The sequence below is a fragment of the Stenotrophomonas sp. YAU14A_MKIMI4_1 genome (genome assembly GCF_003086855.1).
Lineage (GTDB): Bacteria > Pseudomonadota > Gammaproteobacteria > Xanthomonadales > Xanthomonadaceae > Stenotrophomonas.
In genome coordinates this window covers 146,844-170,624 of the sequence record NZ_CP025998.1, presented here as the reverse complement: position 1 = coordinate 170,624, position 23,781 = coordinate 146,844, and the positions used below count along the sequence as shown (strand labels likewise).

Sequence of the window (23,781 nt, the reverse complement as noted above, 5' to 3'; positions counted from 1 at the left end):
CTCCTTATTCTTCCGGGTAACCCAGGCGCACCGCGACCGGGGTGAGCTGGGCGAAGGCGGCACTCATCACGTCGCGGTAGGCGCGCCAGTGGCCCGGCGGGAGGCGCGGTGCACCCAGCTGCGGGGCCACCGGCATCGGCCGCTCGAACAACTGTTCCAGCATGGCCGCCATCGCGCGCGGGTCATTGCCGATGGCATCGATGCGCAGCAGCACGTGCGGATACAGATCGTCCTCATGCAGGCTGGCCACCTGGGCCAGCGCACGCGCCAGCCACTCGGCGGCCTCGGCCAGCGAGGTCATCGCCAGCGGCGCGGCCGAGCCGTAGGCCACCCAGTCCAGCAGCATGTCGCGCGGGTCGCGCAGCACCACCAGCAGGCGGCCCTGCGGCAACTGCGGGCGCAGCGACCACAGCAGCGCGTTGTCCCACCACAGCAACCAGTCGATGATGGTGTCATCTTCCACGCCACGCGCCGGCAACTGCTCGCGCCAGCGCTGCACCAAGCGTTCCGGGGTCAGCACGCCCGACGCCAGGTCCTGCAGGGTGTGGTAGTTCTGGAAGGCATCGTCGGGCGGGGTGTTGGTGTAGCGATCGCTGCGCAGCACCGGGCTGGCGGCCGCCAGACCCGTGGCAACCCGTTCCACGCCCGAACCCGGTGCGCCCCACAGGAAGATCGGCGCCGAACCGCTCTGGCGCGTTGCCTCGTCAATCTCGGCCAGCGCCGGCCAGCTGGGCGGCGCCTTGGCCTGCGGCGGCAGCGGCAGGCGCTGCGGGGCCTGCTCGGTCTGCAGGGCCAGCCAGGTGCGCAGGGCATCGGCCGGCTTGCCGGCGCGGTCCTGTACTTCGCCCAGCCAGGTACGCAGGTCGCTCTGCGCGCCCTCGCCTGCCTGGCCGATCAGCGCCTGCACACGGGCAATGGCGGCGTCGGGGTCGCGCTGCATCAGGCCATCGATCAGGCGGGTTTCCGCACTCACCCGGCCCGGTTCCAGCGCCACGATGCGTTCGGCCACGGCTTCGGCCTCGGCGTGCTGGCCGGCCATGTCGTGCAGGCGCATGCGCGCTTCCAGTGCCGGCAGGTGCGCAGGCATGGCGGCGATCCAGCGCTCGACCACGGCCACGGCGGCATCACTGCCCACTTCTTCCACGGCCAGGCGGGCCAGCCACGGGTCGTGCAGGGAAGCGTTCGCCTCCAGCACCGCATCCAGGCGTGCGCGCGCTTCTTCCTCGCGGCCCAGTCGCTGCCAGGCCATCAGCAGCAGCTGCAGCACCTGGCGGTCTTCGGGCTGGGAATCCAGCAGCGGCAGCAGGTGTTCCAGTGCCTGCAGCGGCTGGCCGCTGCGCAGCGACAGTTCACCGGCCAGCCGGCGCATCGGCGGCACGTCCAGCGACGGCTGCTGCAGGGCGACCTGCATGGCCTCGGCGGCGGCGTCCAGGTTGCCCTGGCGCAGCGCCAGCTGCACCACCAGGCCATGCAGCGAGGTGATGGCCGGGTTCAACACCAGCACGCGGCGGAAGGCCTGTTCGGCGAAGGCCAGCATGTCCTTGCCCAGGTAGGCAAAGCCGAGTGCGTACAGCACGCGCGGGTCATCCGGCAGGGCCTGGCCCGCGGCCGACAGCAGGGCCAGCGCGCGGTCGGCATCGCCGCGGCGCAGGGCCACCATGCCATCGATGGTCAGCAGTTCCGGATGATCCGGCTCCAGCCGGCCGGCCAGGGTGGACAGGCGCTGCGCTTCATCGAAGTCGTTGCGGCTGATGGCCAGGTGGGCCTGCATCAGATAGGCCGGGAACGCGTTCGGATTCAGGTCGGTGGTGCGCAGCAGCGCATCGTCAACACCGTCGAACTGGCGCAGGGCCAGCAGCAGCCCGGCCTGCTGCAGGTGCAGCTGGGCGTCGTCGGGGGCCAGTTGCAGTGCCTGCTGCAGCGCGTCCAGCGCAGCCTGCGGCTTGCCCTGCTGCTGCAGCGCAAGCGCCAGCCAGCGGTGGGCCTGGGCCTGGCCCGGTTCGTCGTGGGTCCACGCCTGGGCCAGCTGCACGGCCTGGTCGGCCTGGTTCTGGCGCAGCGCCTGGATGATCTGGTCTTGCATGGCGGTCCGGTTCAAGTGCAAACCCGCATTGTAGCGGGCCGCGCGGTGCTGCCGGTTCAGCCGCCCAGTACCCGGCGCAGGCGCTGGGCCACCCAGCGTTCGGAGAAGCCATCGCCACGCCAGTTTTCCAGGAACCCGCAGTGGCCACCCCAGCACGCGGTTTCCAGCCGTGCCTGCTGCGGCAACTGCCAGTTGCCGAAGGTGGAGTACGGAATGACCGGGTCGTCCTGGGCCATCAGGATATCGGCCGGCACCTGCAGTGTGGACAGGCGATCGCCGGCAATGGAATAGCCGTCGAAATAGGCCTGCAGCGAGCCGAAATCGGTATGCCGTTCCACCAGCCAGGCGGTGAGCGCGCGGATGTCCAGCTTCAGCACGCGGTCGTCGCAGTCGCTCAGTTCGGGGAACAGATCGCGCTTGCGGCGCAGCGAGCCGGCCCACTTGCGGCGGAAGTACCAGTCATACATGGCCGGGCCGTTCTCGATGCTTTCCATGGTCAGGGCCGGGTCCAGCACCGGGCAGACCGAGGCCACCTGCAGCAGCGGCACGCCGGCGGCGGGCGCGCGCAGGGCCAGCCGCAGCACGAAGTTGCCGCCCAGCGAATAGCCGGCCGCCACCAGCGGCAGCCCCGGCCAGCGCCGCGCGATATCGCCGGTGGCCTGCACCACTTCGTCGATGCGGTTGGAATGGAAAATGCCGGGATTGAGGTGGTGGGTGTTGCCGTGGTCGCGGAAGTTCAGCCGCACCACGTCGAACCCTTCTTCGATCATGCGCGCGGCCGCCATGCGCATGTAGCTGGATTCGGCGCTGCCTTCCCAGCCGTGCAGCAGCAGGGCCATGCCCTTGGGCTCGCGCCCTTCGATGTAGTTGTGCCAGCCCTGCAGCCGCACGCCATCGCCGCCGTCCAGGATCAGTTCTTCACTGACCGCACCGGTGGCGGCCAGCAGCAGCAGGCCGCGCTGCAGGCGCATGCGGCTGGAACTGAGCATGGACTGCAGGTGCGGGTTGCGCAGCCAGCGCGGCGGCTGGTAATCGGCCGCAGTGAGCATCGGCGGTACAGCCGACAGGGACGGTGGCGGGTCTATGGCCACCGCCGCCTTACGCCGTTTCCATGGCCGCGACGATGCGCGCGCGCGAGGTTTCGGCGATGCGCCGGCGGCCTTCCAGGTCCTGCGCCCCGATCGGGGCCAGGAAGTGAACTTCCGCGCGCCGCGCCGGTTCACCCAGCAGGCGCAGGAAGTTGGCGAAGAAACTTTCGCCGGGGCCGAATGCCACGATGGTCTGCGCGTTGCCGTGCGCGCCGTAGATCAGCGCCACCGGCTGCACCGGCACGCCGGTTTCGACCGCGGCCTGGAAGATGCGCGCATGGAACGGGCCCACTTCGTGGCCGCCACGGGTACGCCCTTCCGGGAACACACCCACGCCCTTGCCTTCGCGCAGGCGCTCGGCCATCACCTGCATCACGCCACCGAGCGATTCGGTGTTGCCGCGCTGGTGGAAGATGGTCTGGCCACGCGCGGCCAGCCAACCCACCACCGGCCAACTGGCGATTTCGCGCTTGGCCACGAAGCCCATCATGCGCTGGCTGTGCAGGATGCTGATGTCGACCCAGCTGACGTGGTTGGCGACGAACAGCACGGCGCCGGGCAACGGCTCGCCCACCCGTGACAGGCGGAAGCCGAAGATCCACATCAGCCCGCCCTGCCACAGGTTCACCACCTTGGCGCCCAGCCGGACCTGGCCGACACGGATATCGGCCCACGGCGGAAGCATGCCGATCAGGGTCAGCGGCAGGAACACGAAGATATGGACCAACAGCAGCGGTACGCGGTACAGGTAACGGCACACACGCGCCACGCCGCCGCGGGGGGCCGGAGTGGGGGAAGTCATCCGCGAACGATACCGGAGGGCTGCCATCGCTGCCAGCCGATTTCGGCCGTAAGTCCTATTGACGGGGGCCATGGGCAGGAACACGGTGTCCTGTTGACGGCGCCGTATGGCGGTGGGGTGGAGCTTGATCGACCGTTCCTCGGGGCCCCGTAGCGTCGAGCTTGCTCGACGGCGGTTGATTTCGCGCCAGGAGCAGTCGAGCAAGCTCGACTCTACCGGGGGGTGCGTGGGCGCCACTGCCCGCAATGCGCGGGCACCAGTTGCAGCTCATCCACCTGCCGGCCGACGTGCTGCAGGCGCTGCAGGGTCTGCCGGTAGGCGCCGGTGTGGCCCAGCAGCGCCGTGACCAGGCGTGGCGGCGGCACGCCATCGGCGATGGCGCCACTGGACCACGCCGCGTCGGCCACCAGGAACACCGGGCGGCCATCGGCCCCTTCGAACAGCAGCCCGTGCTGGCCCACCGCGTGGCCGGGCAGCGGTACTGCCAGCAGGCTGCCATCGCCCAGCACGTCGCGCCCCTTGCCGAAGGCGGCGAACGCAGCCGGCAGGTCCACTTCCGGCAGTTCTTCCAGCCAGCGCATGCGCGGGGCGGCATCGCGGGTCAGTGCGGGCAGCAGGCCCACGCTGAGCGCGCGCAGGCGGCCGCGTGCGGCCTGGTCCTGCCAGGCGGCGCGCGAACACAGCAGCGGCACGCCGGGAAAATCGAGTACGCCACCAACGTGGTCGCCATGCAGGTGCGACAGCACCACCTGGTGGATCTGATCGGTGCCGATGCCACGCTGCTGCAGTTGTGCGCGCACGCTCTGGCCGGGGGCCAGGTGCACCGGCGTAACCCACCGGTACAGGCGCTCGGGAAAGCGCGCAGTGGCCTGCAGGAAGGCGTCGGAATAGCCGGTGTCGAACAACAGGTAGCCGCGCTGCGGGTGGCGCAGCAGTGCCACCAGCGCGGGGAATTCGCAGCGATGCCAGCTGGCCCCCTGGCGCACCGCCCGCTGCCGGTGCACGCAGTGGCCCGCTTCCAGCAGTTCCCACTCAAAGCGCAGCATCGCGCCCTCCGCTGCGGTGCCAGTGGTCGGCGAACTGCTGCAATGCGGCCTGCACGCCCACCTGCGGCTGGTAGCCCAGATCACGCCGTGCGGCGCTGATATCCAGGGTCTGCGAATAGCCCAGCACGCCCACGCCGTAGCGGGTCAGGCGTGGTTCGGGACAGCCCGGGCGCAGCCGGGCCAGTGTCTCGGCGACGCCGGCGGCAGCCAGCGCCACGCGGCGCGGCACATTGCGCAACTGCACCTGCAGGCCCATGGCCTGGAACAGCCCCTGCACCAGCGCGCGTACGGCCACCGGTTCGCCGGCGCTGATGTTGTAGGCGCGGCCGGCGCATGCGTGGCCGGCGCGCAGGGCGCAGCGCACGGCCTGCACGGCATCGTCGACCGGGGTCACGTCGATCATCGCGCGCCCCGCATGGATCAACGGGAAGCGGCCAGCGGCGGCCACGGCCAGCAGGCGCGGCAGGATGGCGCGGTCGCCTGGCCCGAACACCGCGCGCGGGCGCAGCACCACCGTGTGCAGGCCCTGCCCTGCGGCGCTGGCCACGGCCAGTTCCGATTCCCACTTGCTGCGCGCGTAGTCGGTGATCCAGCGCGCCGGCGGCTGGAACGCTTCGCCCACGTTGTACTGGTCGGCGAAGCGGAAATAGATGCTGGGCGAGCCCAGGTGGACGAAGCGGTCCACGCCGGCGGCCTGTGCGGCCTGCAGCAGGCGCTGGGTGGCCAACACATTGGCACGCTGGAAGTCTGCCGCCGGGCCCCACGGCTGGGACAACGCCGCGCAGTGCACCACGGCCTGGCAGCCCTGCAGCAGCGGCTGCAGCGGCGCCTGCGCCAGATCGCCGGGCCAGGCTTCGATGCCGTCCAGTGCAAGCGGCTGCAGGCGGGCCAGATCGCGGCCGCTGGCGCGTACCTGCCAGCCGTCGCGGGCCAACGCGCGTGCCACGTGCTGGCCGATGAAACCGCTGGCGCCGGTGACCAGGACGCGCGCCATCAGTAGCGCAGCACCGTGCCGCCCAAGGCCAGGCCGGCCCCGGTACCGATCAGCAGGGCGTGCCCGCCACGCACCAGGCGGCCATCGAGCAGGGCCTGGTGCAGGGCCATCGGCAGCGATGCCGCCAACTGGTTGCCGTGCTCGGCCAGGATGCGCACCAGCCGCTGCGGCGGCAGGCCCAGCACCCGCTGCAGGTGGTCCAGCGCCTGGCCGCTGGCCTGGTGCGGCACGATCACATCGCAGCCCTGCAGGTCGATGCCGGCGCTGGCCAGCAGGTCCTGCAGGAAACCGGGAAGGCGCCGCGCCGCCTCGCGGTACAGCGCGCGGCCCTGCATCTGGAAGTAGTGCGCGGCGCGGTAGGCCTCGGGCGCATCGTGCAGGCGCATGCCGGTGCCGCAGGTCGGCACCTGGCACAACGCGGCGCCATCGCCGTAACTGCGCAGGCGCGTGGCCAGCAGGGCCGATGCCTGGTCGTCGCTGGCACGTTCGACCAGCACTGCCACGGCACCATCTCCGAACAACGGCGCGGTCAACGGGTCGTCGGGGTCGAGCCCGGCACTGGGAATATCACTGCACACGATCAGCACGCGCCGGTAGCGCTGCAGCGCCAGCAGGCTGCCGGCCATTTCCAGCGCCACCACGAAGCCCAGGCAGGTGGCATTTACATCGAACGACGGCACACCGCTGTCGCCCAGCCCCAGCGCACGCTGGATCAGCACGGCCTGGCAGGGAATGGCCTGTTCCATCACCCCGCACGCGGAAATGATGCAGTCGATGTCGCCCAACCCGAGCCCGGCCCGCTGCAGCGCATCGCGCGCGGCCTGCGCACCCATCCACGAGGCACGCTCGTCGGCCTCGGCATGGGCGCGGCTGGCCACGCCACTGTGGCGTTCGACCCAGCCCGCCGGTTTGTTCCAGCGCTGGTCGAACACGGTCGAGGCGATGCGCCGGCGCGGCAGCCAGGCGCCGCTGGACACGATGCGCAGCGGCAAGGCTGCACTGGAAGGCACCGCGGCCACCGGGCTCAGCCGTGGCCTGCTGCAACCACCGCCAGGGTCAGGCGGGACACACACACCAGCTTGCCCTGCTCGTCTTCAATGCGGATTTCCCACAGCTGGGTGCTGCGGCCCACGTGCAGCGCACGCGCCGTGCCAGTGACCGTGCCCGAGCGCACCGCGCGCACGTGGTTGGCGTTGATTTCCAGGCCCACGCAGATCTGCTTGGCGGTATCCACGCACAGGTTGCCGGCGCTGCTGCCCAGGGTTTCGGCCAGCACTACCGAGGCGCCACCGTGCAGGATGCCGTATGGCTGGCGGGTGCGTTCGTCCACCGGCATGGTGGCCTGCAGCCAGTCCTCACCCGCGGCGCTGAAGACGATGCCCAGTGACTGGATGGCGGTGTTGCGGCTTAGCGCATTGAGCTGGTCGATCGAGACGGCTTCGCGGAACACCTGCGGCATGGGGCACCTTCAGAGAATGGGAACGAGACCGGCGCCGAATGCGGTCAGCATGCGCACCAGCAACCACTTCGGGCCGACGTTGACTTCCGGGAAGTCACCCACGGCCACATAACACGTATGGAAATCCGGGCTCTGCCGCGGCAACGGCTGCGGGCAGTCGGGGCCGGGCTGGAACTCGTAGTCGGTGGCATAGCGCCACGGCCAGAAATCGAGGATCGGCAAGGCTTCGGAGGCCTTGCCCACGCTGTAGTTCAGCCCGGACAACACCGGCGGCTTGGTGCGCGGCGCCACCGTCCACGCGTTCTGCGGGTGGGTGTCGCGCAGGATGCTCTGCGCCAGCTGTTCGGCGAACACCGGATCGTCGATGATCACCGCGCCTTCGGTGTTGTAGTTCTCGCTGCGCGGGTCGAAGTTGTGGGTACCGACCACGCCGATGCGGCGGTCGACCACCAGCGACTTGGCGTGCAGGCCCATGCGCGCGCCCTTGCGGGTCACGGGCAGGGGTTTGTTCACGGCCTTGCTGCCCAGGAACGAGGGGCGTGTTTCGGTACGCAGCAGGCGGGTTTCCACCTCGCTGCCGGCGGCGCGACGGCGCGCACGGCCGTTTTCGTAGGCACTGCCCAGCCGCGGGTTGACCCGGCGCACTGGCTCGCTGTCCACCTGCGGCGCAGGCGGCGCATCGTTGCCGCCAGCATTGCTGCCAGCCGCGCTGCCACCGATCAGGCTGCTGCGCCCGCTCGACTCGCTGCCCGTGCCGGCAATCGGGTCGGGCAGCAGGTTGCGGTAGTCCACCGGCGCATCCAGCGGGAACGGCTTGTATTCGAAGATGTTGAAGCCCAGTTCGCGCATGTTGCGCCGCTTGTACTTGTACGACAGCGCATAGACGATGGGGTTGTCGGTGGCCGCCAGGCTGTTGCTGGACACCACGATGCGCGGCGGTTCGGGCCGCTTGCGCAGGTCGCGGAACAGCGCCTGCGCCGGCTTGGACAGCACCAGGTATGGGGTCTGCAGGATCACTTCCTTCTGCGCACCGGCAATCAGGCTGTCCAGCTGCGGTTCGGTCACGTGCTGGCCGGCCAGGGGCGCGTCGGCACGCTCGCGGCGGTGCTTGCGCGGCAGGTCGGCCACGTAGCGCACCGAGGCCACCGGTAGTGCGGTGTCCACGAAGCTGCGGGTGATGAAGCCCTGGTCGTTGGCCTCCTCGCTGACCCGCTCCACCCGTTCGGGGCGGCGGAACTGCGCGGGCGGCAGCGCCGGCACGCCCTCGTTGAGCAGGGTGCGGCCGACATCGTTCAGGCGCTCGGCCGGCACGCTGCGCGGGGCACGCCAGAACGCATCGAAGTTGGCGGCCATGGCGCGCGCTTCGGGGCCGGCAATCAGCACATCGCGGTCGCGGAAGTTGTATTCGCGGTCCCAGTCGTAATAGTCGTCCTGGTAGTTGCGCCCGCCCACCACACCGATGGCATCGTCGATCACCAGCAGCTTGTTGTGCATGCGCTGGTTGAAGCGGCGGAAGCAGCACAGCACGCTGCCGGCGTAATCGAAGTAATTCAGCCGCGCCTTGCCGAAGGTCGGGTTGTACACCCGCAGCTGGAAGTTCTGGTGGGCGCCGGACAGCGCGCCCAGGATCTGCAGGTCGGAGATGGCCGACAGCTGGTCGATCAGCACCCGCACCTTCACCCCGCGCCGGGCGGCGGCCAGCAGTTCGTCGATGACCAGGCGCGCACTGTCGTCCTTGTCGAAGATGTAGGTCTGCAGGTCGATGCTGCGGGTGGCGCTGCGCATCAGGTTCAGGCGCGCCACCAGCGCACCTTCGCCCTCATCCAGCAAGGTGGCGTAGTGCCGCGGCTGGGTATCGGTGGATTCGCTGAAGGCACGGCCGGCCAGGGCGCGCAGCGGTGAATCCTGCGCGCAGCGGTCGGCGCGCTGGCAATCGACCTGGGCCGAGCGCGCCTGCACGGCGATGGCTTCGGCACGGTCACGCTGGGCGTGCGACAACGACGCACACCCGCTGCCCAGCAACACCGTTGCCAGCGCTACCACGCGCAACAGGAAATTCACGGTTTGGACGCCTCGCTCAGGCGCGCGCGCAATACGAAAGTCACTCGGTCACTCAAGGCAAGCTGCCAGCTGTCCATACCGTACCGGCCTCGTTGCACGGTACCGCGGCTGACGACATCGCAATCATAGCCGGGTCGGCCACATTCCGCCTTCTCGACCTGCAGCGATTCAGGATGGCTGACGCCGCGCAGGGTCAGCCGGCCCTGGATCTCACCGCCACGCTCCACCGTTTCCGGCCAGTACGGCAGCGAGTCGAATTCGACGAAGGGATAGCGCCCGGCATCGAAGAATTCCGGCCCGCGCATCCAGCCGGTGTAGCGTTCCTTGCCGGGAATTTCCACGGTGCGGGTGAACATCTTCAGGTGCACCTGGTGGCGACCGTCGGACAGCACCTCCACCCGCCCTTCGAAGTGCGGAAACACCCCTTCGATGCGCTGGCCCAGCCGCGATCGCACTTCGAAGCCGATCTGCGAGCGTTCCAGGTCCAGCTGCATCGTGCGCCGGGCTTCGCTCACCACCGGCGGCAGGGAGGTGGGGGTGGAGGGCGCCGGCACTCCGGCCCAGGCTGCGCCGGGGAGCAGCAGCCAGGCCAGCAGGCAGCGGCCCGGCAACGCCAGGCTCATGGCTTCACGGCCACCAGAACGCGTTCAGGCTGGCCACACCGGGCTCGATGCTGGCCTCGCGGGGGAAGCCCAGCACCGCCACGCCCGCCGGCGGCATGCCCCGGTAGTCGCTGCTGGTGCCCTCGGTCATCAGCGCCACCAGCCGTTCCAGGCCCGGGTTGTGGCCGACGATCAGCAGCCGGTCCAGGTCGCGGCGGTCATCCACCAGCGCCGCCAGGGTGCCGGGGGTGGCCTCGTAGACACTGTCTTCCAGGCGCTTTTCGACATAGCCGATGGCCGCCATCACCGCTTCCAGCGTTTCGCGGGTGCGCCGCGCCGGCGAGCACAGCACACAGTCGGGCAGCAGGTTGTTGTCCTTCAGCCACTTGCCGGCGGCTTCGGCCTCGGCCAGCCCCACCGGCGACAACGGCCGGTCAAGGTCAGCCTGGCCAGGGGTGGCCGGTTCGGCATGGGCATGGCGCAGCAGGATCAGTTCACGCATTGCAGTTTTCCATTGGCCTACGGGAGTGACACAGGAAGGAAGAACACCAGCCTTACAGCTTCAGCCAGGCCAGCAGCGGCTCCCAGTCGGCCTGGTGCTCGCGCACCTGCGCCGAACGGTAGTCGAACAGACTGCGGCCCAGGCCGGTCATGACCACATAACTCTGGCTGTCGCGCAGCTGCGTGACTACCGGGTAGGGCCATTCGGCCAACATCTGCAAGGCCTGCTGCGAGGTCTGGGTCCACGGCTTGGTACGGTTCAGCACCAGCCCCACCGGCAGCTTGCGGCTGTGTACGCGCGGGTTGCCGGCCAGGCTGTTGAGGAAGCCGACGATGGCTTCGATGTCCAGCGCCGAGGGCAGCACCGGCACCACCACGGCATCGGCGGCGTCCAGGAAATGGGGGATATCGTCGGCCAGCGCGCCGGCCGGTGCGTCGATGATGACGGTATCGGTGCCGTCGGGCAGCTTCTGCGCCCACTGCTTCTTGCGGTACACGTCGATCGGCAGCACCGCGCTTTCCAGCCCGGCCCGGCGCTGGGCCCAGCGCGTGCTGGAGCCCTGCGGGTCGGCATCGGCGATCACCGTGGCCCTGCCCTGCAATGCCGCGTATGCGGCCAGGTGGGTGGCGACGGTGGTCTTGCCCACCCCGCCCTTGGAACCGGCCACCAGGATCGTCTTCATGCCAGCCTCGCTTCCGGGTAAGTGCCCCGAGCGTACACCGGCGCCCGTGACGGAAGGTAGCGCTGTGCTGAACCCCGGCCCCGGCCTTTGCTATCGTGGCGCCCCCGAAGGATCGAACCCGCATGAGCGAACTGCAGGACCTGAGCGCGCTGATCCGCGCCAACACGCCCCTGATCGTGATCGAGACCCAGGATGAGGGTCGCATCGTGGAACTGTTCCGGCAGACGCTGATGCACGTCTGGCGCGCCCTGCACCGCTGGTCCATCACCGAGGGCCTGCGCCGCATCGACCTGGAACGCGAGGACGAGGCCGTGGGGCCGCCGGATGCCAGTGCGGCGCTGCAGATGATCCGCCAGGCCGAACAGCGCGGCATCTACCTGCTGCTCGATTTCCACCCCTACCTGGGCTATGCCAGCCACCAGCGCGCGTTGCGCGACCTGATCCAGCGCCGCCACAGCCAGCCGCACGTGCTGGTGCTGATCGGTGCGAAGGTGGAACTACCGGCCGAGCTGGAAGCGCTGGCGGTGCGCTTCAACCCGCGCCTGCCCGACGCCAACGCACTGCTGAAGATGCTGCGCGAAGAGGCCGATGCCTACGCCCGCGAACACGGCGGCCGCCGCGTGGAAGTAGACAGCGAGGCGGTGAAGAAGATCCTGAAGAACCTGCAGGGGCTGAGCCTGGTCGATGCGCGGCGCATTGCCCGGCAGCTGATCTACGCCGACGGCGCGCTGCGCGACGACGACCTGCCGCAGCTGGCGCGGCTGAAGTTCGAGCTGCTGAACCGCAGCGGCCATCTGTTCTTCGAACACGACAGCGCGCGCTTCGGCGACGTGGCCGGTGCCAACCGGCTCAAGCGCTGGATCAACCAGCGCCGGGTGGCCTTCATTGCCGGGTCTGCCCCGGCCGGGCTGGACCCGCCGCGCGGCATGCTGCTGCTGGGCGTGCAGGGCTGCGGCAAGTCGATGCTGGCCAAGGCCACCGCCGCCGGCTTCGGCGTGCCGCTGCTGCGCCTGGACGTGGGCGCGCTGTACAACAAGTACCACGGCGAAACCGAGGCCAACCTGCGCCAGGCGCTGGCCTCGGCCGAGCAGCTGGCGCCGTGCGTGCTGTGGATGGATGAAATCGAGAAGGGCCTGGCCAGTGGCGGCGAAGATGGCGGCGTGTCGCGCCGCGTGCTGGGCTACCTGCTGACCTGGATGGCCGAGCGCAAGGCCCCGGTGTTCATCGTGGCCACCGCCAACCAGGTGCACGAACTGCCGGCCGAGCTGCTGCGCAAGGGCCGCTTCGACGAGATCTTCTTCGTCGACCTGCCCGCGCCGGATGTGCGGGTGGAACTGCTGCGCCTGCACCTGGGCCGGCGCCAATTGAATCCCGATGATTTCGCGTTGCCGGCTCTGGCCGCGGCCGCGAACGGGTTCTCCGGTGCCGAAATCGAGCAGGCGATCGTGGCCGGCCTGTATTCGGCACATGCCGAGGGCCGTCCGCTGGATACCGAGTTGCTGATGACCGAGCTGCGGGCCACGCGCCCGTTGTCGGTGCTGATGGCCGAACAGGTGGCGGCATTGCGCGAATGGGCGTCGGGGCGGACGGTGTCTGCGGACGACTGAAGGGTTATCGGCCAACGGCGCAGCCCCTCGTGGCTGGGGTGGTTGGTCGCGAAATGCGGATCATGTGTCTGGGCCGGGCGGGTTGGATTCGCGGGACACGCCGCAAGTACGTCCTTGTAGGCTCGTAGGCGCCATCCATGGCGCCTGCGGTCCCGCGAACCCAACCCGCCCGACCCTCTGACAGTTTCCGTGCGCGGTCAGCCACGGAGAAGAAAAAGAAGAGCAAGAGCAAGAGCAGAAGCGGGTCGCTTCGCTCGCATCCACGCATGGCGTGGATCTACCGTGTCGACCAAGGTCGACACCTACCAGAGCAGATCAGATCCCGTGTCGTTCCGGCAGATCGCAGGAAACTGTCGGAGGCGGGGTGGGTCCGGTTGCGGGGGTGTCCGCGGCATGGATGCCGCGGCCAAGGCTACAGGGACGTACTTGCGCCGTCCCCCGCAACCGGACCCACCCCGCCATCCCACGGAATGCTCGCTTTTGCTCTTGCTTCGGCTTTGGCTCGTGGCGGGTGCAGGGCTGCAAGCCCTGCCGCACAACCTCACCCCAGTACCCACATCCATGCCGGCAGGGTGACCAGCGACAGCACGATGCCGTAGCCCACCAGCGCGGCCGCCAACCGCGGCGCCAGGCGGTGCGAGATCGCCAGCGCGGCGGCGGTGATCATGGTCGGCATGGCCGATTCCAACACATTGGCCTGCAGCATCAGGCCCTGCATGCCCAACAGCCACGACAACGGCAGGGCCAGCGCCGGCAGCACCACCAGCTTCAGCAGCAGGCCCACGGCCAGCGGCTTCAGCTCTTCGCGGCGCAGGCGCAACTGGATCGACAGGCCCACCGCCAGCATCACCAGCGGCAGCATCGCATCGGCCAGTTGCTTCAGCGCGGTGCCGATCCAGGCCGGCGGCTGCGCCGGCATCAGCAACAGCGCGAAGACCAGTGCCCACAGCGGCGGAAAGCGCGCGATCCGCCCCAGTACCTGGCGCGCGGTAGGCGGTCGGTCGCCGCTGTAACGGGCCAGCACCAGCAGACCGAACGTCGACAGCAGCAGGAACGTACCGAACTGGTCGTACACCACCGCGTACGGCAGCGCCGCGTCACCCAGCAGCGCGCGCACCATCGGGTAACCAATGAAGCTGGAATTGGCCAGCGCCACGCAGATCAACAGCACGGCATGCACATCGCGGGCGAAACCGAACGCCCGCGTGGCCAGGCTGACCAGCGCCCAGGTGGCCAGCATCAGCAACCAGGGCGTGGCCATCAGGCCCAGCAGGCTGGCATCCAGGTGCAGGCGCGGCACGTAGGTCAGCACCGCGGCCGGCAGGCAGACGTACAGCACCACCTTGTTCAGCGTTTCCGGCGCGGTTTCCGGCAATGCGCGCAGACGCGCGAACAGCATGCCCAACCCCAGCATGGCCAGGATCAGTGCGAACGCATCAAACGCCATCAGCGGGGTTCAGCCGTTTCAGGGCCAGGCCGGCGGTGCGGCGGCCCAGGCCTGCTGCACTTCGGCCAGGCTGGCCCGTTCGTCGTCGCGCCAGCCCGGCAGCAGTTCGGCGTAGCGGCTGCTGTCGCTCCACTGCGTGGGCTCGGTGCGCACGGCAGCGGCATACCACTTCACCGCTTCCTGCTGCTGGCCGGCGCGCCACAGCGCCAGCGCAAAGGTGGGCGGCACCCAGCTGGGGTTGGTGTACTGGCTGCTGGTGGCCGACAGCCACTGTTCCAGCGCGCCCAACGGCTGGCCCTGGCGCATCAGGTCCCAACCGTAGTTCCAGCGTACGCCCCGGCCTGCGGCGCTCTGCGGCGTGGTGTCGGCCAGCGCGTCGCGATAGAGCTTCTCGCCCAGCTCGGTGCGGCCCATGCCGATCGCCACCGATGCCAGCTGTATGTTGGCTTCCAGCACCTTGCGGCCGCGCTCGCGCTGCTTCATCAGCTGGGCCACCAGTTCGTCACCTTCCCCCTGCGCGACCACCATCGGTGCAGCCGCGGCATCGGTGTCGAAATAGAACTCCTGCGGCGCTGGCAGCGCCGGCGCGGCCCATGCATTGGCCACGCCCAAGGCCAGCACGGCGCTGGCCAGCCACTTCAATGAAACGGACATCAAACTTCCCCCTGGTTGAAACAACAACCCCCCACACCCCGATCCTAACCCCAGCACGGCCGCCGATGCGAGTGCCGGGCCACCACGCCCCCACTGTTACAATCCGCGCCTTTCCCGCCCTGCCCCGCGCAGGGCTGGTGCCAGCCGATCCTCACCGGGCCAGCCATGACCAGTACCGCGCAACTCACTTCGCCCTCTTCCGCCGACCTGATCGACCGTGATTACACGCTCGACCACAAGTACACCCGCAACGAGGGGCGGATCTACCTGAGTGGCGTGCAGGCGCTGGTGCGGCTGCCGCTGATGCAGCGCCTGCGCGATGCCGCCGAAGGCATCGACAGCGCTGGCTTCGTCAGTGGCTACCGCGGCAGCCCGCTGGGCGGCTTCGACCTGGAGCTGTGGCGCGCACGCAAGCATCTGGAAGCGGCCAAGGTGAAGTTCACCCCCGGCCTGAACGAAGATCTGGGTGCCACCATGGTCTGGGGCACGCAGCAGACCAACCTGTTCCCCGGCGCCAACGTGCAGGGCGTGTTCGGCATGTGGTACGGCAAGGGGCCGGGCGTGGACCGCTGCGGTGACGTGTTCAAGCACGCCAACGCTGCCGGTACTTCGCGATACGGCGGCGTGCTGGCGCTGGCGGCCGATGACCATGCCTGCCGCAGCTCGACCCTGCCGCATGGCAGCGAGGACGAGTTCGTCAGCGCGATGATGCCGGTGCTGAACCCGGCCGGCGTGCAGGACATCCTGGACATGGGCCTGCTCGGCTGGGCCATGAGCCGCTATACCGGTCGCTGGGTGGGCTTCAAGACCATCGCCGAGACGGTGGAATCCTCGGCCTCGGTGGAAGTTGATCCGCTGGCGCGGCGCATCGTGCTGCCCGAAGACTTCGACATGCCCAGCGGCGGCCTCAACATCCGCTGGCCGGACCCGCCGCTGGACCAGGAGATGCGCCTGCACCGCTATGCGGTGAAGGCCGCGCAGGCCTTCGCCCGCGCCAATGGCATCGACAAGGTGGTGATGGATGCGCCGCGCGCGCGTCTGGGCATCGTCACCACCGGCAAGAGCTACCTGGACGTACTGCAGGCGCTGGAATACCTGGGCCTGGACGAAGCGGCCTGCGCCGACATCGGCATCCGCGTGTACAAGGTCGGCATGACCTGGCCGCTGGAGCCGGAAGGCATCGCGCGCTTCGCACAGGGCCTGGAAGACATCATCGTGGTGGAGGAGAAGCGTGCCTTCATCGAGCGACAGATGAAGGAGCAGTTCTTCAACTGGCCGGCCAGCTGGGGCCAGCGCCCGTCCATCGTCGGCAAGTACGACGAGAGCGGCGAGTGGATCCTGCCGTCCACCGGCGAACTGACCCCGGCCACCATCGCCGGCGTGATCGGTCGCCGCATCCAGAAGTTCTTCAACAACGAATCGATCGAGCAGCGCCTGCAGTGGATGCAGGAAAAGGAAGCCGAGCTCGCGTTGCCGCGCGCCAGCTTCCCGCGCGTGCCGCACTACTGCTCGGGCTGCCCGCACAACACCTCCACCACCGTGCCGGAAGGCTCGCGTGCGCTGGCCGGCATCGGTTGCCATTACATGGTGACCTGGATGGACCGCAGCACCGACACCTTCACCCACATGGGCGGCGAAGGCGTGACCTGGGCCGGGCAGGCGCCGTTCACCGATACCCCGCACGTGTTCCAGAACCTGGGCGACGGCACCTACTTCCACAGTGGCTCGCTGGCGATCCGCCAGGCAGTGGCCGCCGGGGTGAACATCACCTACAAGATTCTCTACAACGATGCGGTGGCCATGACCGGCGGCCAGCCGGTGGACGGCCCGCTGAGCGTGCCCGACATCGCCCGGCAGATGCGCGCCGAGGGCATCCACACGATCGTGGTGCTGTCGGACAACATCGGCAAGTGGACCGGCCAGCGCGAGCATTTCCCCAGCGATGTCGAATTCCACGACCGCAGTGAACTGGACGCGGTGCAGAAGCGCCTGCGCGAGGTGAAGGGCGTTTCGATCCTGATCTACGAACAGACCTGCGCCACCGAGAAGCGCCGCCGCCGCAAGCGCGGCAAGCTGGAAGATCCGCAGAAGCGGGTGCTGATCAATTCGCTGGTCTGCGAAGGCTGCGGCGACTGCGGCAAGAAGAGTTTCTGCGTGTCGGTGCTGCCGAAGGACACCGAGTTCGGGCGCAAGCGCGAAATCGACCAGTCCAACTGCAACAAGGACTATTCGTGCGTGAACGGCTTCTGCCCCAGCTTCGTGACCGTGCGCGGTGGCCAGCCGCGCAAGGGCAGCAAGCGCGATGCCTCCACGCTGCTGGACAACCTGCCGGCGCCGACCGTGCGCGGCACGCTGGAACAGCCCTGGAACATCCTGATCACCGGCGTGGGCGGCACCGGCGTGGTGACCATCGGCGCGCTGCTGGGCATGGCCGGCCACCTGGAAGGCAAGGGTGCTTCGGTGCTGGACCAGACCGGCCTGGCGCAGAAGGGTGGCGCGGTGACCACGCATATCCGCATCGCGCGGCGCCCGGACGATATCCACGCCGTGCGCATTGCCGCCGGCGAGGCCGACTTGGTGCTGGGCTGCGACATGGTGGTGGTGAATGACTACTGGGCGCTGTCGAAGGTGCGCGCCGGCCGTTCGCAGGTGGTGTTGAACACCTACGAGGCAATGCCCGGAACCTTCACCACCCGCCCGGACATGCAGTTCCCGGCGGCCGACATCATCGCCGGCGTGCGCGTGGCGCTGGGCGGCCAGGAGCCGCTGCTGCTCGATGCCACCCAGCTGGCCACCGCGCTGCTGGGCGATGCGATCGCCGCCAACCTGTTCATCCTGGGCTACGCCTGGCAGCAGGGCCTGGTGCCGCTGTCGTTCGATTCGCTGATGCGTGCCATCGAACTGAATGGTGCCGCCGTAGCGATGAACCAGCAGGCCTTCGCCTGGGGCCGCCTGGCCGCGGTCGACCCGCAGGCCGTGCAGCAGGCCGCCGGCCTGGTACGCAACCGCCACACCGACACCGAAGCCACGCCCGGCCCGCTGCACCCGCTGCCGCCGGGCGAATGGGAAGGCAACGAATGGGGCGCCACCGCCGCGCCGCGCAACACCGGCGACGAACGCGAACTGCGTGGCCTGCCCTCGCACGGTGGCGACGTCGCGTTCCTGCCGCTGGACGATGCGCGCCTGTCGCGTTCGCTGGATGAAATGATCGAACGCCGTGCCGCGTTCCTGGTCGACTACCAGGATGCCGCCTATGCCGCGCGCTACCGCGAGCTGGTGGCACGCGTGCGCGCGGCCGAAGGCGAGCGCATCGGCGGTTCCACCGCGCTGACCGAAACCGTGGCCCGCTACCTGTTCAAGCTGATGGCCTACAAGGACGAGTACGAAGTGGCGCGCCTGTATACCAGCGGCGATTTCCAGCGCCGCTTGCAGCAGCAGTTCGAGGGTGACTACCAGCTGCGCTTCCACCTGGCGCCGCCGTTGTTCGCCAAGAAGGACGAACAGGGCCGCCTGCTGAAGAAGGAATACGGCCCGTGGATGTTCAAGGCCTTCGGCCTGCTGGCCAGGCTGAAGTTCCTGCGTGGCGGCCGCTTCGATGTGTTCGGCCGCACCGAAGAGCGCCGCATGGAACGCCAGCTGATTGCCGATTACGAGGCGACGGTGCAGCTGCTGCTGGACGGGCTGGAGGACGACCGACTGTCGCTGGCGGTGGAGATTGCCAGCGTGCCCGAGCACATCCGCGGCTTCGGCCACGTCAAGGAAGCCCATTTCGCGCAGGCCAAGGCGCGGGAAGCGGCGCTGCTGGCGCAGTGGCGCAACCCGAAGGCGCTGCATATCGTGCAGGTGGCGTAACCGGCAGCAGGACCCTCCCGGCCCTTGGCCGACTGCCCGGAAGGATTTCGCGCCTGAAGCGCTGGCGATCAATGCCAGCGAACGCCGACATTTGAAAAATTGTCGTCGTTCAATGACATTCTTGAAATGTTATCGAACGGCGACTTTGATTAAATGTTGCCGAGCGCATACATTCCACCTATGGACATCCTGCGAACGTCCCGAGACCTGGGCCTGGTCATCCGCCAGCGTCGCAAAGCACTCCGTTGGGATCAGGCCCAGTTGGCCGAACGCGTAGGCGTCAGTCGGCAATGGGTCATCGAAATGGAGAAGGGCAAGCCGCGGGTGGAGCTGCAACTGGTGCTGCGGACGCTCAACGTCCTCGGCCTGATACTGGCTACGGGCACTGTCGAGGGAATGGCCTCCTCCGCTGCATCGTCGGAAATGCCTCTGGAACTGCCTGATATCGACACTATCGTGGATGGCAACGGGCTGCGCCCGGACGAGCACCGCGCGACTGCCATGACGTTGGGGCGTAGAAAGCCCCACAAGGCCGTCTGACAGCCCCTTCCTCCCGGACATCGTGCCTCCCGCATGGACCTCAACGTACTCCTTTCCAACAGACTGGCTGGATACCTGGGACAGGATGCACATGGCCATCCGACATTCCGGTATGCAGACAGTTGGCGCCAGACGCCGGGCGCCTATCCCTTGTCACTTGCACTTCCATTGACAGAGAACAGCGCGCCCGCTGCCACGCTCTCTGCGGTCCTGTGGGGGCTGCTGCCCGACAACGAGGCCCTTCTGCAGCGATGGGCTTCCCGGTTCCATGTTTCGTCCCGCAACCCGGTCGCGTTGCTGTCACATGTCGGTGAAGACTGTGCAGGCGCGGTCCAGTTCGTACGAGGCGAACGGCTCGCCGCCGTACTTGCCGGTGAGGACGATCGGCAGGAGCCGCTGTCCCTCCATGAGGTCGCTCAGCGCCTTCAGCGGATCCGAGTGGACCAGATTGCAGCGCGGCAACCCGATGATGTCGGCCAGTTCAGCCTGGCCGGGGCGCAACCAAAGATCGCCCTGATGCAACGCGACGATGGAGGTTGGGCAATTCCGGCCGGTCGCATCCCCACCACGCATATCCTCAAACCGCCCAGTGGCGACTACGACGGATTCGTGGAGAACGAGGTCTTCTGTCTGCGCCTGGCCAGTCAACTCGGCATGTCGGCTGCGTCCACTGAAATGATCTGCATGGAGGACGCACAGGCCATTGCGGTGACGCGCTTCGACCGCGTGCGAACAGCACAGGGTTGGCAACGCGTTCACCAGGAAGACTTCTGCCAGGCGCTGGGTGTCATGCCACACATCAAGTACCAGAATCAGGGCGGACCGGGGCCGGCCGATCTGGCGCGCGTGCTTTGGGAACATTCCAGCAAGCCAAGAGCGGATGTCGAAAGACTGCTGCAGGCACTGCAGTTCAACTATCTCATTGGCGGCACTGACGCGCATGCCAAGAACTATTCGCTGCTGATCGGCGCACAAGGAAACGTTCGCCTTGCCCCGCTGTATGACATCTCAAGTGCACTGCCCTATGCACATCTGCAGCAACGCAAGATCAAGATGGCCATGAAGATCGGCAGTCATTACCGCTGGTGGGATGTCCGCCTGGCGGATTGGGAGGCCACCGCTGATGGAATGAAGCTGGACCCGCAGAAATCACTGTCGGGCCTGTTCGACATGGCAACACAGCTGCCCGGCATCGCCCGGGCATTGCTCGCGGGGCTGCAGGCAGAGGGCATGCGCCACCCGGTTCTGGAACGTATGGTGGACGGCATCAGTGCAAGCTGCCAGCGCTGCCTGCGGCAATTCGAACAATCCGCTAGCTGATCACCCCAACCGCCACAGCAGCAGTCGGTTGTTGGCTGGCATGGCCACGTCGCGCAGGCGGGTGAAGCCGTTGTCCGCGGCCAGCGTCTGCACGGCTTCCACGTCGCGGATGCCGCTGCGCGGGTCGCGCGCCTTCAGCCAGGCATCGAACTGCGCATTGCTGTCGCCGGTGTAGCGGCCGCCGTAATTGAACGGGCCGTACGCCGCAAGCAACGCGCCGTGGCGCAGCAGCGGCGGCAGAGCGGCGAACAAGGCCTGCACGTAGTCCCAGCCCATGATGTGCAGCGTGTTGGCGCTGAATGCGGCGTCGAAGGTGCTGCCTTCGGGCAGCGCCAGACCCGGCGCAGGCGGCAGTTCCACCTGCAGCGCCAGCGGCGGCAGCAGGTTCAGCAACGCGGCCTCGGCGCGCCAGGCCTCGATGCCCGGCAGATGGTCGGGGTGATCACTCGGCTGCCAGCGCAGCCACGGCCAGCGCTCGGCGAAGAACGCGGCATGCTGGCCCGTACCACTGCCGATTTCCAGCACCCGGTGGCGATCGCCCATCCACGGGTCGAGCGCCGCGGCGATTGGTTCGCGGTTGCGTTCGCAGGCTTCTGAATACGGCTTGCTCGACATCAGGGCGGGGTCCAGGCGGAGTCGGCCCATTGTGCACGAGGGGGGATTGTTGGGCAGGGCTTGCAGCCCTGCACCTGCTCAACGCAACAGCAACAGCCTGCATTCCTTGGGTTAGCGGGGTGGGTCCGGTTGAGGGGGACGCTGCAAGTCCCCCTCCGGGGCCCGGCCCAGCCGCTGGCGGCTGTGCGTTCGGGCGCTTGCGAAGCAGTGCTTCGCAAGCAAAGCGCCCTCACCCATGTAAGCTCGGTCGCCGCATCCATGCGGCTCACGCCCCCTCAACCGGACCCACCCCGCCTTCGACAGTTGACCGCGATCTGTCGGAACGGCACGGGGTCAGATCCCGTTGCTACGCAACGGGATCTGACCCCAGATTTATTTCGATATCTGACAGATGTGTCGACCAAGGTCGACACCTACCAACAGCCGCGCGGACAACCATCGCAGTTCCCAACAGCTGCAGGAATCTGTCAGAGGTGGGGCCGTGTCGGATTGCGGGGTGTCAGCCGCATGGATGCGGCTGCCAAGCCTCCATGGACGGATTCACGGCGTCCCCGCAATCCGACACCGCCCCGCCCACCCACGGAATGCCGCTCTGGCTCTGGCTCTGGCTCTTGCCGTTGCCGTTGCCCCAAGCAGGTGCAGGGCTGCAAGCCCTGCCGAAACCCTCCCCACCCATGACTGCAGTCACTTGCCGCCACGCCCCGCGCTGGCGAAAGTCGGAGAGTTGACGTGATCGGCCTGGCCCGTTGCCAGCCGCACGGAAGTGAGAGAGAGACGCTGTGCAACGACGTGAGTTCCTGGCATTTTCCGGTCTGGGCCTGGCGGGCCTGGTGCTGCCGCATTCGCGGCTGATCGCGGCCGAGCAGCTGCTGGCGCCGGTTGATACCGCCCAGCGCAGGCGTTTGGCCGAGGTGGCCCTGTCCGCCGCCCGCAGCGCCAAGGCCAGCTACTGCGACGTGCGCATCGGCCGCTACCTCAACCAGTCGGTCATCACCCGCGAGCACCAGGTCGGCAACGTGACCAACCGGGAGTCGTCCGGCGTGGGCGTGCGGGTGATCGTCAATGGCGCCTGGGGCTTCGCCGCCACCCACCAGCAGACCGAGGCCGCCGTGCGCGGGGCCGTCGAGCAGGCAGCCGCCATCGCCCGCGCCAACGCGACCATCCAGACCCACCCCGTGCAACTGGCCCCCACCCCGGCCGTGGGCGACGTGCGCTGGCAGACGCCGGTGCGCAGGAACGCCATGGCCGTACCGATCCAGGACAAAGTGGAACTGCTGCTGGCGCTCAACAGCGCCGCGCTGGATGCCGGCGCCGACTTCATCAACTCCACCCTGTTCCTGGTCAACGAGCAGAAGTACTTCGCCTCCAGCGACGGCTCGTTCATCGACCAGGACATCCACCGCATCTGGCTGCCCTTCACCGCCACCGCCATCGACAAGGCCAGCGGCAAGTTCCGCACCCGTGCCGGCCTGTCCTCGCCGATGGGCATGGGCTACGAATTCCTGGATGGCGATGCACGCGGCAAGGCGCAGCTGCCCGGCGGCATCACCGCGTACCGCGATTCCTATGACCCGGTCGAGGACGCCATTGCCGCCGCCCGCCACGCGCGCGAGAAGCTGAAGGCGCCCTCGGTGAAGCCCGGCAAGTACGACCTGGTGCTGGACCCGTCCAACCTGTTCCTGACCATCCACGAGAACGTCGGCCATCCGCTGGAACTGGACCGCGTGCTGGGCTACGAGGCCAACTACGCCGGCACCAGCTTCGCCACGCTGGACAAGCGCGATGCCGGCTTCCGCTGGGGCAGCGACATCGTCACCTTCTTCGCCGACAAGACCCAGCCGGGCAGCCTGGGCGCGGTCGGCTACGACGACGAAGGGGTGAAGACCCAGCGCTGGGACCTGGTGCGCGATGGCGTGCTGGTCGATTACCAGGCCACCCGTGACGAGGCCCACATCCTCGGTCGCGAGGCTTCGCACGGCTGCAGCTACGCCGATTCGTGGTCCAGCGTGCAGTTCCAGCGCATGGCCAATGTCTCGCTGGCGCCCGGGAAGACGCCGCTCAGCGTGGAGGACATGATCAAGGACGTGGAGAACGGCATCTGGATCCATGGCCGCGGCTCCTACTCCATCGACCAGCAGCGCTACAACGCGCAGTTTGGTGGCCAGCTGTACTACCAGATCAAGAACGGAAAGATCACCGGCATGGTCGAGGACGCGGCCTACCAGATCCGCACGCCGGAATTCTGGAATGCGTGCACCGCCATCTGCGATGAACGCGATTTCCGCCTGGGCGGCTCGTTCTTCGATGGCAAGGGCCAGCCCGGCCAGGTCTCGGCGGTCTCCCACGGATCGTCCACCACCCGCTTCAACGGCATCAACATCATCAACACCGCGCGCAGTCTCGGCGCCTGAGTCTTCCCATCCTTCG

The 23,781-nt window shown here is 68.3% G+C and carries 19 protein-coding genes; 5 read left to right on the top strand and 14 right to left on the bottom strand.

The genetic code is table 11. The features are described from left to right. Nucleotides 1–4 precede the first annotated feature (4 nt). From C1931_RS00670 to C1931_RS00620, 11 genes are all read right to left on the bottom strand, one after another. Nucleotides 5–2,083: a tetratricopeptide repeat protein gene (locus C1931_RS00670; protein WP_108755048.1), complete on the bottom strand. Its 2,079-nt coding sequence runs from the start codon at nt 2,081–2,083 to the stop codon at nt 5–7. A gap of 56 nt (nt 2,084–2,139) precedes the next feature. Next, nucleotides 2,140–3,174 (bottom strand): alpha/beta fold hydrolase, encoded by a 1,035-nt coding sequence (locus C1931_RS00665; protein ID WP_108751775.1) that lies wholly within the window; start codon nt 3,172–3,174, stop codon nt 2,140–2,142. 7 nt (nt 3,175–3,181) lie between these two features. Further along, the gene (locus C1931_RS00660; protein ID WP_108748025.1) at nt 3,182–3,973 is read right to left on the bottom strand and encodes a lysophospholipid acyltransferase family protein; all 792 of its coding nucleotides are present in this window, start codon (nt 3,971–3,973) and stop codon (nt 3,182–3,184) included. 212 nt (nt 3,974–4,185) lie between these two features. Then, on the bottom strand, nt 4,186–5,019 hold the full coding sequence (locus C1931_RS00655; protein WP_108755047.1) for an MBL fold metallo-hydrolase: 834 nt from the start codon (nt 5,017–5,019) through the stop codon (nt 4,186–4,188). Then, a complete protein-coding gene (locus C1931_RS00650) occupies nt 5,006–6,013 on the bottom strand; it encodes an NAD-dependent epimerase/dehydratase family protein (RefSeq protein WP_108755046.1) in 1,008 nt (335 codons plus the stop codon). Before C1931_RS00650 ends, C1931_RS00655 begins: the two co-directional genes overlap by 14 nt. Next, nucleotides 6,013–7,032 (bottom strand): 3-oxoacyl-[acyl-carrier-protein] synthase III C-terminal domain-containing protein, encoded by a 1,020-nt coding sequence (locus tag C1931_RS00645; RefSeq protein WP_108755045.1) that lies wholly within the window; start codon nt 7,030–7,032, stop codon nt 6,013–6,015. The genes C1931_RS00650 and C1931_RS00645 overlap by 1 nt, the downstream gene beginning before the upstream one ends. A gap of 5 nt (nt 7,033–7,037) precedes the next feature. Further along, nucleotides 7,038–7,472 carry a hotdog fold thioesterase gene (locus C1931_RS00640; protein WP_108748021.1) on the bottom strand — a complete coding sequence of 145 codons (435 nt, stop codon included), beginning with the start codon at nt 7,470–7,472 and terminating at the stop codon, nt 7,038–7,040. Between the two features lie 9 nt (nt 7,473–7,481). Continuing rightward, nucleotides 7,482–9,533, bottom strand: coding sequence for a phospholipase D family protein (locus C1931_RS00635; protein WP_108755044.1), 2,052 nt, complete (start codon nt 9,531–9,533; stop codon nt 7,482–7,484). Then, nucleotides 9,530–10,156: a YceI family protein gene (locus C1931_RS00630; protein ID WP_108755043.1), complete on the bottom strand. Its 627-nt coding sequence runs from the start codon at nt 10,154–10,156 to the stop codon at nt 9,530–9,532. The genes C1931_RS00635 and C1931_RS00630 overlap by 4 nt, the downstream gene beginning before the upstream one ends. A 4-nt stretch (nt 10,157–10,160) precedes the next feature. Continuing rightward, nucleotides 10,161–10,637: a histidine phosphatase family protein gene (locus C1931_RS00625; protein WP_108748018.1), complete on the bottom strand. Its 477-nt coding sequence runs from the start codon at nt 10,635–10,637 to the stop codon at nt 10,161–10,163. Between the two features lie 52 nt (nt 10,638–10,689). Then, the gene (locus tag C1931_RS00620; RefSeq protein ID WP_108748017.1) at nt 10,690–11,319 is read right to left on the bottom strand and encodes a ParA family protein; all 630 of its coding nucleotides are present in this window, start codon (nt 11,317–11,319) and stop codon (nt 10,690–10,692) included. A 122-nt stretch (nt 11,320–11,441) separates the two neighbouring features. Here C1931_RS00620 and C1931_RS00615 point away from each other — a divergent pair, with 122 nt between their 5' ends. Then, complete coding sequence (locus tag C1931_RS00615) at nt 11,442–12,926, top strand: AAA family ATPase (RefSeq protein ID WP_108755042.1); 1,485 nt, start codon at nt 11,442–11,444, stop codon at nt 12,924–12,926. 541 nt (nt 12,927–13,467) lie between these two features. Here C1931_RS00615 and C1931_RS00610 read toward each other — a convergent pair. Further along, nucleotides 13,468–14,373: an AEC family transporter gene (locus C1931_RS00610; RefSeq protein ID WP_108755041.1), complete on the bottom strand. Its 906-nt coding sequence runs from the start codon at nt 14,371–14,373 to the stop codon at nt 13,468–13,470. A gap of 18 nt (nt 14,374–14,391) precedes the next feature. After that, complete coding sequence (locus tag C1931_RS00605; protein WP_108755040.1) at nt 14,392–15,027, bottom strand: hypothetical protein; 636 nt, start codon at nt 15,025–15,027, stop codon at nt 14,392–14,394. A 165-nt stretch (nt 15,028–15,192) separates the two neighbouring features. Here C1931_RS00605 and C1931_RS00600 point away from each other — a divergent pair, with 165 nt between their 5' ends. The 3 genes from C1931_RS00600 (at nt 15,193) to C1931_RS00590 (ending at nt 20,739) form a co-directional block, all read left to right on the top strand. Further along, complete coding sequence (locus C1931_RS00600) at nt 15,193–18,879, top strand: indolepyruvate ferredoxin oxidoreductase family protein (protein WP_108755039.1); 3,687 nt, start codon at nt 15,193–15,195, stop codon at nt 18,877–18,879. Nucleotides 18,880–19,059: 180 nt separating this feature from the next. Next, entirely contained in the window at nt 19,060–19,419 is a 360-nt protein-coding gene (locus C1931_RS00595) for a helix-turn-helix transcriptional regulator (protein WP_070488755.1), read from the top strand. 33 nt (nt 19,420–19,452) lie between these two features. Next, nucleotides 19,453–20,739 carry a type II toxin-antitoxin system HipA family toxin gene (locus C1931_RS00590; protein ID WP_108755038.1) on the top strand — a complete coding sequence of 429 codons (1,287 nt, stop codon included), beginning with the start codon at nt 19,453–19,455 and terminating at the stop codon, nt 20,737–20,739. On the opposite strand, the gene C1931_RS00585 is transcribed toward C1931_RS00590, so the two are convergent. Continuing rightward, on the bottom strand, nt 20,740–21,354 hold the full coding sequence (locus C1931_RS00585) for a DUF938 domain-containing protein (RefSeq protein ID WP_108757606.1): 615 nt from the start codon (nt 21,352–21,354) through the stop codon (nt 20,740–20,742). A gap of 779 nt (nt 21,355–22,133) precedes the next feature. On the opposite strand from C1931_RS00585, the gene C1931_RS00580 reads away from it, so the two are divergent. After that, complete coding sequence (locus C1931_RS00580) at nt 22,134–23,765, top strand: TldD/PmbA family protein (RefSeq protein ID WP_199913900.1); 1,632 nt, start codon at nt 22,134–22,136, stop codon at nt 23,763–23,765. The last annotated feature ends 16 nt before the right edge of the window (nt 23,766–23,781 follow it).

Excerpts from the sequence above, each read along its gene's own strand:
- C1931_RS00670 (WP_108755048.1), bottom strand. The coding sequence starts at position 2,083 with ATGCAAGACCAGATCATCCAGGCGCTGCGCCAGAACCAGGCCGACCAG.
- C1931_RS00660 (WP_108748025.1), bottom strand. The coding sequence starts at position 3,973 with ATGACTTCCCCCACTCCGGCCCCCCGCGGCGGCGTGGCGCGTGTGTGC.
- C1931_RS00655 (WP_108755047.1), bottom strand. The coding sequence starts at position 5,019 with ATGCTGCGCTTTGAGTGGGAACTGCTGGAAGCGGGCCACTGCGTGCAC.
- C1931_RS00650 (WP_108755046.1), bottom strand. The coding sequence starts at position 6,013 with ATGGCGCGCGTCCTGGTCACCGGCGCCAGCGGTTTCATCGGCCAGCAC.
- C1931_RS00640 (WP_108748021.1), bottom strand. The coding sequence starts at position 7,472 with ATGCCGCAGGTGTTCCGCGAAGCCGTCTCGATCGACCAGCTCAATGCG.
- C1931_RS00630 (WP_108755043.1), bottom strand. The coding sequence starts at position 10,156 with ATGAGCCTGGCGTTGCCGGGCCGCTGCCTGCTGGCCTGGCTGCTGCTC.
- C1931_RS00625 (WP_108748018.1), bottom strand. The coding sequence starts at position 10,637 with ATGCGTGAACTGATCCTGCTGCGCCATGCCCATGCCGAACCGGCCACC.
- C1931_RS00620 (WP_108748017.1), bottom strand. The coding sequence starts at position 11,319 with ATGAAGACGATCCTGGTGGCCGGTTCCAAGGGCGGGGTGGGCAAGACC.
- C1931_RS00615 (WP_108755042.1), top strand. The coding sequence starts at position 11,442 with ATGAGCGAACTGCAGGACCTGAGCGCGCTGATCCGCGCCAACACGCCC.
- C1931_RS00610 (WP_108755041.1), bottom strand. The coding sequence starts at position 14,373 with ATGGCGTTTGATGCGTTCGCACTGATCCTGGCCATGCTGGGGTTGGGC.
- C1931_RS00605 (WP_108755040.1), bottom strand. The coding sequence starts at position 15,027 with ATGTCCGTTTCATTGAAGTGGCTGGCCAGCGCCGTGCTGGCCTTGGGC.
- C1931_RS00600 (WP_108755039.1), top strand. The coding sequence starts at position 15,193 with ATGACCAGTACCGCGCAACTCACTTCGCCCTCTTCCGCCGACCTGATC.
- C1931_RS00595 (WP_070488755.1), top strand. The coding sequence starts at position 19,060 with ATGGACATCCTGCGAACGTCCCGAGACCTGGGCCTGGTCATCCGCCAG.
- C1931_RS00590 (WP_108755038.1), top strand. The coding sequence starts at position 19,453 with ATGGACCTCAACGTACTCCTTTCCAACAGACTGGCTGGATACCTGGGA.
- C1931_RS00585 (WP_108757606.1), bottom strand. The coding sequence starts at position 21,354 with ATGTCGAGCAAGCCGTATTCAGAAGCCTGCGAACGCAACCGCGAACCA.